Source organism: Duganella sp. CF402, assembly GCF_900109645.1.
Lineage (GTDB): Bacteria > Pseudomonadota > Gammaproteobacteria > Burkholderiales > Burkholderiaceae_D > Rugamonas.
Window position 1 is genome coordinate 3,221,817 of sequence record NZ_FOBG01000001.1, and the last position, 12,908, is coordinate 3,234,724.

At 64.9% G+C, this 12,908-nt stretch carries 8 protein-coding genes; 6 read left to right on the forward strand and 2 right to left on the reverse strand.

Annotated features, from left to right (window positions below; all coding sequences use genetic code 11):
- Window positions 1-164 precede the first annotated feature (164 nt).
- Window positions 165-3,659, reverse strand: a complete 3,495-nt coding sequence (locus BMZ70_RS14465; protein ID WP_092275454.1) for a beta strand repeat-containing protein — start codon at window positions 3,657-3,659, stop codon at window positions 165-167.
- 341 nt (window positions 3,660-4,000) lie between these two features.
- Complete coding sequence (locus BMZ70_RS14470; protein ID WP_092275457.1) at window positions 4,001-5,350, reverse strand: FecR family protein; 1,350 nt, start codon at window positions 5,348-5,350, stop codon at window positions 4,001-4,003.
- 213 nt (window positions 5,351-5,563) lie between these two features.
- Between BMZ70_RS14470 and BMZ70_RS14475 the strand changes: the two genes are divergently transcribed.
- The 6 genes from BMZ70_RS14475 to BMZ70_RS14500 all read left to right on the forward strand — a co-directional run bounded on the left by BMZ70_RS14475 (window position 5,564) and on the right by BMZ70_RS14500 (window position 12,908).
- Window positions 5,564-7,381: an adenylate/guanylate cyclase domain-containing protein gene (locus tag BMZ70_RS14475; RefSeq protein ID WP_092275459.1), complete on the forward strand. Its 1,818-nt coding sequence runs from the start codon at window positions 5,564-5,566 to the stop codon at window positions 7,379-7,381.
- Window positions 7,378-8,649, forward strand: coding sequence for a BTAD domain-containing putative transcriptional regulator (locus tag BMZ70_RS14480; RefSeq protein WP_092275462.1), 1,272 nt, complete (start codon window positions 7,378-7,380; stop codon window positions 8,647-8,649). Before BMZ70_RS14475 ends, BMZ70_RS14480 begins: the two co-directional genes overlap by 4 nt.
- Before the next feature lie 9 nt (window positions 8,650-8,658).
- Window positions 8,659-9,438: a Crp/Fnr family transcriptional regulator gene (locus BMZ70_RS14485; protein ID WP_229205411.1), complete on the forward strand. Its 780-nt coding sequence runs from the start codon at window positions 8,659-8,661 to the stop codon at window positions 9,436-9,438.
- A 124-nt stretch (window positions 9,439-9,562) separates the two neighbouring features.
- Complete coding sequence (locus BMZ70_RS14490) at window positions 9,563-10,378, forward strand: ABC transporter permease (protein WP_304529073.1); 816 nt, start codon at window positions 9,563-9,565, stop codon at window positions 10,376-10,378.
- Window positions 10,378-11,598 (forward strand): ABC transporter ATP-binding protein, encoded by a 1,221-nt coding sequence (locus BMZ70_RS14495; RefSeq protein ID WP_092275468.1) that lies wholly within the window; start codon window positions 10,378-10,380, stop codon window positions 11,596-11,598. The genes BMZ70_RS14490 and BMZ70_RS14495 overlap by 1 nt, the downstream gene beginning before the upstream one ends.
- Complete coding sequence (locus BMZ70_RS14500) at window positions 11,595-12,908, forward strand: class I SAM-dependent methyltransferase (RefSeq protein WP_207231505.1); 1,314 nt, start codon at window positions 11,595-11,597, stop codon at window positions 12,906-12,908. The genes BMZ70_RS14495 and BMZ70_RS14500 overlap by 4 nt, the downstream gene beginning before the upstream one ends.

The window sequence follows — 12,908 nt, forward strand, 5'->3', positions numbered from 1 at the left end:
CAGACATTATCCCCCAAAACCAAGTAAAAATGTGATGTGTGTCACAAATTTTTATGTAACAGCCGCTTCCCGGGGCGGAGGGGGCAAAAAAAAACCTCCCGTGCCGAAACACGGGAGGTTTTTGCTGGTCAGCCCGGACCGAAGTCCGGGACTGGGTTGCTTAATTAGCCAACCAGAACCAGGGTGTGTGCCGTAGCGCTGAACGAAGCGTGGCTCAGGTCAACGTTGCCGGTGATCTTAACGATCAGGTCGTTACCGTTGTCGAAGGTGGTGCCGCCGCTCACGTTGTCGATCACGTAGGTGTTGCCACCGATCTGGAACCACGAGATGTCGCCGGTTGCCGATTCAGCGATCGCAGCATTGGCGTAATCCTGGAACACAGCGGTGTCTTCCAGCAGCACTTTCGATGCGTTGAAGGCAGTACCAGCGCCGAACGCGATGATATCGCCAACCGACAGGTCGGTGATGGTCGCGTAGCTGTTGACGTTCGAGGTAGCGTCCGACACGTTGAAGGTGTCGGTGCCAGCACCGCCGGTCAGCTTGGCCAGGTTACCGGTAGCGATCAGGGTGTCGTTGCCGGCGCCGCCGATCAGGGTGTCGCCGTTGCCAGCTGCGGTCAGCACGTCAGCAGCCGCGCCACCTTTGATGGTTTCTGCCAGGGTGCCGTTGGTCGATGCGGTCAGCACGCCGGTCATGGCCGAGCCGTCCACCGATGCCAGCTTGACGTCGCCGGTGTTAGCCAGGGTGACGTTCGAGTTGCCAGTGATGACGATCGATTTCACGGTGGTGCTTACCAGGTCGATGGTCTGGGTATCGATGGTGTCTTCATCGGTATCGGTAGCGGTCAGCTTGATGGTTTCTACGCCAGCAGCATTCACGGTACCGAAGTCGGTGTCGCCGTCGGTGGTCAGCACAACATTGATCGAATCCGAGGTGCCGGTAGCATCATCCAGAACCACGTCGATCGAGGTAGCAGCCGAGGTGTCGCCAGTCAGTTCCAGGGTGAAGTTGTTGGCAACGTGATCCAGGGTCAGGACGTTGGCGGTAGCGCCCTCAACTACTACGTAGTTGATGTTGTCCAGGTTGTCCAGGTTCACGGTCACGTCAGCGCCGCCGAAGGTGGTGATACCCACTTTTTCGAAGCCCGAGATCTTGGCTTCGAACAGTGCGTCGGTCGAAGCGTCTTCTGCGTCAGCACCGGTAGCGAACACGATGGTGTCGGTACCGTCGCCGCCTGCCAGGTTGGCAGTGCTCGAGGTGGTGGTAGCTGCCAGGATCAGCACGTCGTCGCCAGCGCCCAGCGAAACAGCTTTGGTTGGAGCCGCAGCCAACAGGGTCACGGTGTCAACGCCAGCGCCGCCGGTGAAGGTTGCTTTGGTCGCGTCAACGGTGATGGTGCTGTCGCCGGTGGTGCCCGAGGTGTCAACCGAAGTCACGTTGGCGCCCGAAGCGTCAACGCTCACGCCAGCTGCGCCGGTTACTTTCAGGGTAACCAGTGCCGACAGGTCGGTAGCAGCGTCGGACAGGTCAACTGCGTTGGTGCCCGAAACGGTCAGGGTCTTAACGCCATCAGCAATCAGGGCGATTGCCGAATCTTTGGTGGCGGTAACCAGATCCAGGCTGGTGTAGACCGAACCCAGGTCGATCGCGGCAGCGCCGGTGATCTTGTTCAGGGTCAGGCTCAGGCTGGTAGCTGCGGTGTTGGTAACAGCGAAGTCTTCAGCGCTGTTAGCCAGGCTCAGCGAGGTCAGCTTGTCGGAAACAACAGCCGAACCGGTGCCGTAGCCGTCAACCGACACGGTCGCCAGGGCTGCGCCGCTCAGGGTAACAGCACCGGCGGTCACGCCCAGTACGCCGGTCACAGCGTCGGTCGAGGTCGAACCAGCGGTGTGCACTGGGGTTGCCAGGGCGGTGCCGTTGGTGCTCACTGCCAGGGTGTCGGCAACTTTGGTTTTCGAGGTGAAGGTTACGGTTGCACCGCTAGCGGCGGCCGAGGTCCAGTCGGCGGTCAGCACGCCGGTGTAGATACCGTTGCCAGCCACGCCGCTACCTTGCGAAGCGCCAGCAGCGATGTTGGCGAAGGCAGCAGCAACTTCAGCTGCGGTCAGGTCTTTCGAGGCGGTGAAGATCAGGCCTTCGATGGTGACTTGTTTGCCCGAAGCCAGTGCCTTGAAGGTCACAACGTCGGTCGAGTAGGCGCCGGCAGCAGCGTCCACTGCATCTTTCGAAGCAACGGTAGCCGATTGCTGAACGGTCACGGTGGTGGTTTTTGCACCGCCGTTGATGTCGATTGCGCCTTCAACAACGGTCGCTTTGGTCAGGTCGGTTGCAGCGAACGAAGCGTCCGAGGTCGCGGCAGCGATAACGCTTACCGTGGTGCCGCCGGTGACGGTGATGTCGCCCAGGGTCACGTCGGCGCCAGCAGCGGCAGCGCCGGTGGTGTTGACAACCACTGCGCCGGTAGGAGCGGTGGTGGTGCCGATTTCGATATCGCTACCGGCAACAGCTGCGGTGCTGGTGACTGCAACGGTGGTGCCGCCGTCGATGGTGATTGCCGAATCTTGTGCCGATGCGGTCACGGTGATCGCGCCTTTCGAGCCGGTCAGGTCGATGGTGTTGCCGCCGGTTGCGGTCACGGTCTGGGTCAGGCCGCCATCAACAGCGATGGTGCCGGTTGCGCCAGCAACGGTAACTGCGGTGGTAGCTGCAGCGGTAACGTCCACGTTGGCACCTTGGGTAACCGACAGTTTGGTCACGCCAACCACGCCGCTTTCGGTGGTGCTGTCGTAGGTAATGTCAGACGAGCCACGGATGGTGATGTTTTCAACGTTTTTAACCGAAACGCCGCCACCCAGGGTGGTGAATGCGCCCACAGCCAGAACGTTCAGGGTGTCGGTGCCGGCGCCGCCGTCAACCGAATCCAGTGCGTTCAGGGTAGCACCGGTACCGACTACGCCGGTGAAGATGTCGTTGCCATTGCCGCCAACAACGGTGTCCACAGCGTCGGTCAGTGCGGTGTTGGTGCTTGGGATCGAGCCGGTAACAACGGTAGCAACCGCTGCTTCAACGGTCGACTGGTAAGCGGTCACGCTGGTGGTGCTGTCCACGCCAGCCAGCAGGCCGCGTGCGGTAGCAGCAGCGGTGTCGCCCGAGTAGGCGTTGATTTCAGTCACGGTGTCCAGCGCCGCGGTGAAGTTGGTGGCAACTGCCAGCTTGTTGGTGACAGCGGCTTTGTCCAGCAGGCCTTGGGCGCTGGTGTTTTCCAGGGCGCCTTGGGTGATGGCCATTGCAACGTTGGCGCGGGTCAGACGACCCGAAGTGATTTCGTTGGTCCAGTATGCCCAGCCTTCAACGTCTGGAGCACGGCCCAGTACGTTCTCGTAGATGGCTTCGACGAATTTCGAGATACCAACTTGGCTGGTGTCGGTGCCGTACAGGCTCGACGATTCGGTCGATGCGTTGAAGCTGTTAACCAGGGCAGCCAGGGCGCCGGTTGGAGCGGTTTGAACAGCGGTGTTCAGCGCGGTGAAATCGGTAGGAGCATTCAGCGCAGCCAGTTGTGCGGTGAAGTTCTGCAGACCGAAGTAGTCAGCAGGACGGCCAAAGTACGAAACGTACAGTTGTTGTACTACGGCGACGTAATCAGTAGCTACTGCCATGATGGTATTTCCTTATAAAGTGTGGTTTAAACCAAAATTCTGCAGTCCAGAGCAAACAGCGCTGTCCACAGCTGGACGCTTTTTTGCAGAAGACCGAAGTATATTGCCACAGCGGGGGGGATATGTTGTGATGGCCATCACAAGTGCGCGTATTTCTGCATGAAAAACGTGTTTTTTTACAGAATGTTGCAATTAGCAAGCTGTCATTTTGCCCAAATCGACAAGAATTGCGACATTTGGAGAGAATTGAAGCCGTCAATTAAACCCGGCCGATAATAAAAAAAACGCGGAATAACCGCGTTTTTTTTAAATAAGCAAATGCACTTTTTAACTCGCGGATATTATCGCTTCCAGCTGGTGGCGCCCGTAATCGTGGTGCCGGGATAGGCGACGTTTTTAAATATATATGCCGCTTCTTCCACCTTGGTGCCGCTCAGGTAACCGCGGATGGTGGTCGGCGAGGAAATTACATTCGACATCAGCCCGCTCATATCCACCACACCCTTGCCATTGACATTATATTTTGCGCCATCGGCGGCGACCACCAACCCGGTGGTAAAACTGCGGTCGACAAAATTAATCGATAATTGTCCGGTTTCAACCGCCGCCAGCGATTCCGCCATGCCGGTCTTTTGCACGAAGGCTTCGCTGCCGTTCAGGGTGAAGGCGACCGTGCCTTCGGTCGGCATGACCAGCTGCGCACCTTTCAAGCGGGCCACCGCATAATTACCCACGAAGGCGGTGGCGTCGGTCGCGTTATTCTGGATGCTGGCCGGCATGACGGCGGCGCCCGCCACCGTGCTCCAGCGCCCCCAGAACACTTCCTGCGCCTTCGGCGCGATCGGTTCCGTCACCGGCGGCGTGACCACCACCGGCGGCGGCGTCACCACTGGCGGCGTCACCGGCAACACCGGATCGACCGGCGCGGTCGTCCCCTCGGTCGTGGTGTGCACCGCGCCCAGCGACAGCTCGGATTTCTGCGGATCCAGATTGACCTGGGTGGCCGGCAGCACGCTCGACATGGCCACCTTGCCCACTGGCTCGTCGGCACGCGGCTTTTCGTTCTGGTCAGGCGATAAAGCTGGATTATTCAACAATTGCGGCGTGGCCTGGCCGCGCCGCACCTGCAGCAGCATGCCGGCCTGGCCGGCGAACAGCTCGCGGCTGGCCTGGCCTTCGCACGGCCCGGCGCCCTCGGCGGTGCAGCTGCCGGCAAACGGACTCACCACCACGCCGCCGGACACCACCGACACGCGCGAGGTTTCGGCGTCGGTGTACACAATGAAGTCGGTCCCGCGCACGCCGATCGCGGCCACCGGGGTGTTGAAGCGGAAATTCTGGCGCGCCTGCTTGACGCCCTGGCCGGAAATCGCCCGCGCCACGCCGCTCAGCAATTCCAGCTTGACCCTGGTGGCGGACGGATGGGCGGGATCGAACTTGTAGTCGGCGACCCGGGCGCGGGTGTTGGGCCGCAGAATCAGCATGCCGGCATCCAGGGTCTTGATGTACATATAGCCATCGCTGCCTGTACTCAACTCGGCGCCCTCGTTGACGACGGCATCGAGCTTGGCCGGCTGCCCGCCGAGGTCGGCACGACCGGTAACGAAGACGATACGGCCCGCCTCACCCGCCCACGCTGGGGACAAGGCGGCAAGCAACAACGCAGCACCGGTCAGATATTTCCGTAACATAATAAACTTCTCCTATGCTGCGTATTGTCCTCTCCACACAGCAAAAAGCAGTGATCGTCATCACATCTTACATCTATTACATTCGGTTACAGCCGTTGCCGGCGGTGGCGGCAGGAATTGTCATGCCCATATGTTTACTTGGGGCAGTGATATATACTAACAGCCATTCTGGAGCGCAACTGCCCCTCTGTTCAACCCCAATTCCCAGTTAATTTGCGCATTCGCCTGTCCCTCTCTCTACTGTTGCGTAGCCTGATCGCCGTGGTTGCCGTGCTGCTGTGCGCCCTGCCACAGTGGTCGTCCACACCCGCCTGGTCGCACTGGGGCGGCGAGTGGCTGCGCGACCGCTACCTGGCGCTACAGGCCGACGACCGTCTCGAGGACCGCATCCTGGTGGTCGACATCGACGAAGCCAGCGTTGCCAGCCAGCCGTGGCCGTGGCCGCGCAGCCGCATCGCCGATCTGGTGGAACTCCTGCTGCAGGCCGGCGCGCGCGGCGTGGCGCTCGACATCCTGCTGGAAAAGCCGGCCGACGCCGAAGGCGACGCGCGGCTCGCCATGCTGGCCCGGCATGGCCCGGTGGTGCTGGCGCAGATGCTCGACTACCAGCCGCACCCGGTGCCGCTGCGCAACGGCGTACTGGCCGGCGGCGTGGCCGCGCCGCAGCCGGGCGCGGCGCTGCAAGCCACCGGCTATATCGCCAACCACGCCGGGCTGGCCCAGTCGCGCCATTTCGGCAATATCGGCGTGCTGCCCGACGCCGACGGCGTGCTGCGCCGGCTGCCGGACAGCGCCTGGTACCAGGGCCGCCTGTACCCGTCGCTGTCGCGCGCGCTGTTCGACTGCTGCGCCGGCGCCGGCCCGGCCCCTGCCGCCGCCGTCGGGCTGGAACGCATCCCCTACCGCCGCAACTGGGCCGCCTACGATGTCGCCCAGGCCGCCGAAGTGCTCGACGGCCGCCTCGGCAAGGCCGACGTGGCCGGCCGCCTGGTGCTGATCGGCTCCTCCTCGCTCAGCATCGGCGACCGCATCGCCACCCCGCTGGCCGCCTCCAGCGCCGGCCTGCTGGTCCATGCCGCCATGCTCAGCGCCCGCCTCGACGAACAGGCCGGCCTGGCGCCGCGCCCGCTGCCCGGCCGCTGGCTGGCCTTGCTGTACACGGTGGCCATCGTGCTGCTCGCCAGCTACACCTTGCCGCGCCTGTCCGCCATCGCCAACACTGCCATGCTGGCCGCCAGCGCGCTGCTGTGGCTGGCGCTGGCCTATGTGCTGGCGCCGCGCGATCCGCTGCTGGCGCCGGCGGCGCCGCTGTTGTCGCACCTGCTGCTGCTGGCGGTGGCCGTGCCGTTCCACTGGCAGCAGGCGCAACAGCGTTCGCGCCAGCTGCTGGGCACTTTGCGCCAATACGTGGCCAAGGATGTGGTCAATGAATTGCTGCGCAGCGACCTCAAGGATCCTCTGGCGCCGCGCCTGCTGCAAGTGACCACCCTGATCGCCGACATGGAAGGCTATACCACCCAGGTCGAGTCGCTGTCGCTGGAAGCGGCGGCGCGCCTGACCACCGATTTCCTCGATTGCCTGACCCGCCCGGTGCTGGAAATGCAGGGCACGCTGGACAAGTACACCGGCGACGGCCTGGTGGCGTTCTGGGGCGCGCCCCTGCCCAACGCCGACCACGCCGACCTGGCGCTGGACGCCGCCGAGCGCATCGTGCGCGAGGTGGCCGCCTTCAGCGCCGCGCGCGCGCGCCAGGGGCTGGCGCCGCTGCGGGTGCGCATCGGCATTGAAAGCGGCGCCGCTATGGCCGGCGACTACGGCACCAGCTTCCGCAGCATCTACACTGCGGTCGGCGACAGCGTCAACACCGCGTCGCGGCTGGAACAGGCGGCCCGCGACTACCCGCACGACATCATCGTCGGCGCCGGCACGGCGGCGCGCAGCCAGCGCCACCGCCTGCTGCCGCTGGGTGAACACCAGCTGCGCGGCAAGGAAAAACCGATTCAGCTGTACACGCTGGAGTTGCAGCCATGATGCGCCTGCATCGCCGCCTGTTGCTGCCCGCCCTGTTCGCCACGGCGCTGGCCTGCGCCCAGGAAGCGCCGCCGGCCGCCGCCGATAGCGCGACCGCCGCCAGCGCCGAGCCGGTCAACACCCCGGAGCAGCAAGAGGCCATGTACCAGGCCGCGCTGAAGGAACTGGCGCTGGGCCGGCCCAGCGCCGCCGCCGAGCTGCTGACCCGCCTGATCGAGCATGAGCCGCTGCATGCGGGCGCCTGGATGGAACTGGCACTGACCCAGTGCGACGTCGGCAACAGTGCCGAGGCCGAACGTCTGTTCCGGGAAATCGAGCAGCGCTTCGCGCCGCCGCCCGGCATCATGGAAGTGATCGACGGGCGCCGCGCCAGCGGCTGCAAACCAGCGCCGTCGCGGCCGCCCTCTTGGCTGCTCAGCGCCGGACGCGGCCACGACACCAATGTCAATCAGGGCGCCACCAATCCGATCTTCAGCGTCGGCGGCGTGCCGGGCGAACTGGCGCCGGAATTCCTGCCGCACCCGGACAGCTTTTCGCTGTTGAGCGGCTCCTACATCCAGCCGCTCGACAGCAGCGGCACGCAGGCCATCGTGCAACTGTATGCGCGCCGCCACGACCACCAGCGCGAGCAGGATACCGCGTCGCTGCTGCTGGGGCTGGAACGCGCCTGGACCCTGGGCCGCTGGCGCACCCGCCTCACCGGCGCCTACGGCAACGCCACGCTGAACGGCAAGCTTTACCAGCGCCAGCAGCAGGTGCAGCTGCACGCGGCGCCGCCGATCACCCTGCCGGCCAATCTCGACCTGGCCCTGATCAGCAACCTCAGCCGTGTGACCTATCCGACCCGCAGCAGCTACGACTCGACCACCTACGAACTGGGCAGCATGCTGACCTACCGCAGCAAGCGCGAGCAACTGCAACTGACCGCCAGCCGCCTGCGCGACAACGGCGAGGCGCTGCGCCCCGGCGGCAACCGCGACGGCTGGTTCGGCAGCCTGCAGGGCTATGCCGTGCTGGGCAGCGGCCTGTACGGCGAAGCCGGCCTGACCCATCAGCGCTGGCGCGGCGCCAGCATTTACGCGCCGGAACTGGTCGAGGTGGTGCGCAACCAGCGCACCAGCATCGCACGCGCCGCGCTGCAGTGGTATGTACTGCCCAACATCAGCCTCTACCTGGAGGGGCGGGTGGTGCGCAACCGCGAGAACATCTCCCTGTTCGAATATAATAGCCGCGCGCTGCATTTGAGCCTGCGCTGGGATAATTTTTAAGGGAAGTGCATGGCGTCCAAGCGTAAAAGTAATGAAGCACCGCTGCCGGACCTGGTGCCGCCCGACGAGGCCGCCCGCCTGATGGCTGCCGCGCGCGAAGCGGGCGGCGCCAACCCGCAGATGATGATTCATCTGCGCAAGATTCCATTGCTGGCAGACCTCAGCGAAGAGGACATGGCGCGCGTCAAGGCCGATCTGCGCATCCGCCAATACCTGAAGCGCGACGTGGTGCTGCAAAAAGGCGGCCCCGGCGACAGCCTGCTGTTCCTGCTGACCGGCTCGCTGCAAGTGGTCGACATCACCGAAGAGGGCCGCGCCATCGGCCTGCGCATGCTGGCGCCGGGCGACTTCTTTGGCGAGATCGCCGTCATCAACGGCTCGGCGCGCTCGGCCTCGGTGGTGGCGCTGTCGCCGGTGCTGGTGGCGCTGCTGCCGCGCCAGACCGCGCTGCACCTGTTCGCCCACGCGCCGTCGGTGGCCAACCACATGCTGCGCTTCCTGGCCGCCAAGGTGCAGCGCGATTCGGAATTCCGCGCCCTGCTCAGCATCCACAACACGCCGCGCCGCATCTACACCTTCCTCACCCTGCTGATGGAGAAAAAGGACGACGGCGTGCACGTGGTGAGCAACCTGCCGACCCACCAGGACATGGCCAATATGATCAACACCAGCCGCGAAACCGTGACCCGCACGCTGCTGGCGCTGATCCAGCAGGGCATCATCGAAAAAGGCCCGCACAGCCTGCTGATCGTGCGCCCGGACGAGCTGCAAAAACTGGCCCAGGTCTAAGCTGCAACCACTTGTAACAGGGCAAGGGTTGCCTATATCACCATGCTATAATCAGCGCCTTTTTTACTCTCCGGCTTGCGCCGCCACGCGCTGTCGTCAGGCGCGCCGCCGGTTCCTAGCCGACATGATCAGAACAGCCTTCCCACCCGCCGCCATGCTGAGCGGGGTCTGGCGCTACCGCGGCTTCATCGCCGGCAGCGTACGGCGCGAATTCCAGGGCCGCTACCGCAACTCGCTGCTGGGCGCGGCCTGGACCGTGCTCAACCCGCTGGCCATGATCGTGGTCTACACCGTCATCTTTTCCCAGGTCATGCACAACCGCCTGCAGGGCGTCGACACGCCGTTCGCCTACAGCGTCTACCTGTGCGCCGGGGTGCTGACCTGGGGCTTGTTCGCCGAGATCACCGGGCGCAGCCAGAGCGTCTTCATCGACAACGCCAACCTGCTCAAGAAGCTGCAGTTCCCGCGCATCTGCCTGCCGATCATCGTGGTGCTCAACGCCGGCATCAACTTCGCCATCATCTTCGGCCTGTTTACCGCCTTCCTGGTGCTGTCGGGCACCTTCCCCGGCTGGATCTACCTGGCGCTGGCGCCGGTGCTGCTGGTGCTGGTGCTGTTCGCGGTCGGCCTCGGCATGATCCTGGGCGTGTTCAATGTGTTCTTCCGCGACGTCGGCCAGTTCTTCACCATCCTGCTGCAGTTCTGGTTCTGGTTCACCCCCATCGTCTATCCGGCCAGCGCACTGCCGCCGGAAATCCGCGGCCTGCTGCACTGGAACCCGATGGCGGCGCTGGTCGGCGCCTGCCAGGATATTCTGGTCGGCGGCCATGCGCCGCACTGGGCCAGCCTGCTGCCGGTCACCGGCCTGGCCCTGCTGTTCTGCGCACTGGGCCTGCAACTGTTCCGCAAGCGCGCCGGAGAAATGGTGGACGAACTGTAATGGGCAGCATACTGGTCAACGGCCTGGGCAAGGCCTACAAACAATATCCGCACCGCTGGAGCCGGCTGGCCGAATGGCTGCTGCCGTGGCGCGGCCCGCGCCACACGCTCAAGTGGGTGCTGCAGGACATCAGCTTCACGCTGGCGCCGGGCGAGGCGGTCGGCATCATCGGCATCAACGGCGCCGGCAAGAGCACCCTGCTCAAGCTGATCACCGGCACCACCCAGCCAACCACCGGCCGCGTCAGCATCAGCGGCCGCGTGGCCGCGCTGCTGGAGCTGGGCATGGGCTTCCACCCGGACTTCAGCGGCCGCCAGAACGTCTACATGGCGGGCCAGCTGCTGGGCCTGACCGTGGACGAGATCAACACCCTGATGCCGGACATCGAGGCGTTTGCCGAAATCGGCGACTACATCGACCAGCCGGTGCGGGTCTACTCGTCCGGCATGCAGATGCGGCTGGCCTTCAGCGTGGCCACCGCGCGCCGTCCGGACGTGCTGATCGTCGACGAGGCGCTGTCGGTCGGCGACGCCTATTTCCAGCACAAGAGCTTCGAGCGCATCCGCGCCTACCGCCAGCAGGGCACCACCCTGCTGATCGTCAGCCACGACCGCGCCGCCATGCAGTCGATCTGCGACCGCGCCATCCTGCTCGACCGTGGCCGGCTGGCCATGCAGGGCACGCCGGAAGCGGTGATGGACTACTACAACGCCCTGATCGCCGAGCGCGAAGGCTCGAGCGTCGAGCAGGTGCGCACTGCCGAGGGCCGGGTGCAAACCACCTCCGGCAGCGGCCAGGCCACCGTCACCGCCATCACGCTGGAGGACGAGGCCGGCAACGCCAAGGAAATCCTCAACGTCGGCGTGCCGGTGACGCTGCGGGTCAAGGTCAAGGTGCAGGCGCCGCTGCCGCGCCTGGTGCTCGGGTATATGATCAAGGACCGCCTCGGCCAGCAGATTTTCGGCACCAACACCCATCACATGGAGCAGCCGCTGGAACAGCTGCAGGCCGGCGACGAGATCGAATACCGCTTCCGCTTCCCGCTCAACCTGGGGCCCGGCAGCTATTCGGTGACCACCGCGCTGACCAGCAATGAAACCCATCTGGCCGACAATTATGAATGGCGCGACCTGGCGTTCATGTTCATCGTCACGAATATGAACCGGCGCCATTTCGTCGGCAGCAGCTGGATGGAACCGACCGTGGAGATCGAACGATGAATTCCGCTATGCATCCGTCTTTTTACCGGGCGTTTGAAGACCGTTATCGCGGCAGCCGCGAAACCATCACCGGGCGCCTGCGCGCCTACCAGCCGTTCGTGGCGCCGCTGCTGGACGACGGCCCGGCCGCCGCGCTCGACCTCGGCTGCGGCCGTGGCGAATGGCTGGAACTGCTGGGCGAATACGGCCTGGCCGCGCGCGGCATCGACCTCGACGACGGCATGCTGGCGGCCTGCCGCGAGCGCGGCCTGCAAGTCGAGACGCAAGATGCGCTGGCCGCGCTGCGCGCCGCGCCCGACAACAGCCTGGCGCTGGTGTCGGCCTTCCATCTGGTCGAGCACATCCCGTTCGACATGGTGCGCGAGCTGATCGCCGAAGCGCTGCGCGCGCTGCGCCCGGGCGGCCTGCTGATCCTGGAAACGCCGAACCCGGAAAACCTGGTGGTGGGCGCCTCCAGCTTCTACATGGACCCCTCGCACCTGCGGCCGATCCCGCCGCTGCTGCTGGCCTTCGCCGCCGAGCATGCAGGCTTTGCGCGCCACAAGATCGTACGCCTGCAGGAAGAAGCGCAGCTGCACACCGACGCCCGCATCGGCATGATCAACGTGCTGGAAGGCCCGAGCCCGGACTACAGCGTGGTGGCGCAGAAGGCCGCGCCGGATGAAGAGATGGCCGCGCTGGACGCCGCCTTCGCCACCGACTACGGCATCGCGCTGGCGCCGCTGGCACAGCGCTACGACCTGCAGCTGGCCAAGGAAAACGGCGAGCTGCACCGCGCTCTGGGACGGCACGCCGAGCGCCTCGCCGAGCAACAAGTCCAGACCCGCGCCGAGCACGCCGACAGCGCGCAGCGCTTGCAGCAGCTGGAGCAGCGCCTGAACGAAACCCAGCATCACCTGCACCAGGCCTCGCTGCTGCTGCAGCAGACCACCCAGAAGGCCGACGCGATGGGCCGGCTGGCCAACGAGCTGCTGGCCAGCACCTCGTGGCGCATCACCGCGCCGCTGCGCGCCGCCGTCACTTTCGCCCACCGCGTGCGCGGCTGGGGCAAGCGCAAAGTGCGCGGCGCCGTGCTGGCCGGCGGCCGCTGGGTACTGCGCCATCCGCGCATCAAGCGCGTGCTGCGCGCGGTGCTGACCGCGCTGGCGCCGCGCCTGCAGGCGCGCCTGATGCGCAGCATGCTGCAAGCCAGCGCCGTGACGCCGGTGCCGCTGCGCCAGGACGATGCGCCGGGCCAGCTGTCGCCGCGCGCCACGCGCGCCTACCATGAACTGACCAGGGCGGCGCAACAGGCCGCCAGCAAGGAATAA

Coding starts and splice junctions, on each gene's coding strand:
- BMZ70_RS14500 (WP_207231505.1), top strand. CDS start 11,595: ATGAATTCCGCTATGCATCCGTCTTTTTACCGGGCGTTTGAAGACCGT.
- BMZ70_RS14480 (WP_092275462.1), top strand. CDS start 7,378: ATGATGCGCCTGCATCGCCGCCTGTTGCTGCCCGCCCTGTTCGCCACG.
- BMZ70_RS14465 (WP_092275454.1), bottom strand. CDS start 3,659: ATGGCAGTAGCTACTGATTACGTCGCCGTAGTACAACAACTGTACGTT.
- BMZ70_RS14470 (WP_092275457.1), bottom strand. CDS start 5,350: ATGTTACGGAAATATCTGACCGGTGCTGCGTTGTTGCTTGCCGCCTTG.
- BMZ70_RS14495 (WP_092275468.1), top strand. CDS start 10,378: ATGGGCAGCATACTGGTCAACGGCCTGGGCAAGGCCTACAAACAATAT.
- BMZ70_RS14485 (WP_229205411.1), top strand. CDS start 8,659: ATGGCGTCCAAGCGTAAAAGTAATGAAGCACCGCTGCCGGACCTGGTG.
- BMZ70_RS14490 (WP_304529073.1), top strand. CDS start 9,563: ATGATCAGAACAGCCTTCCCACCCGCCGCCATGCTGAGCGGGGTCTGG.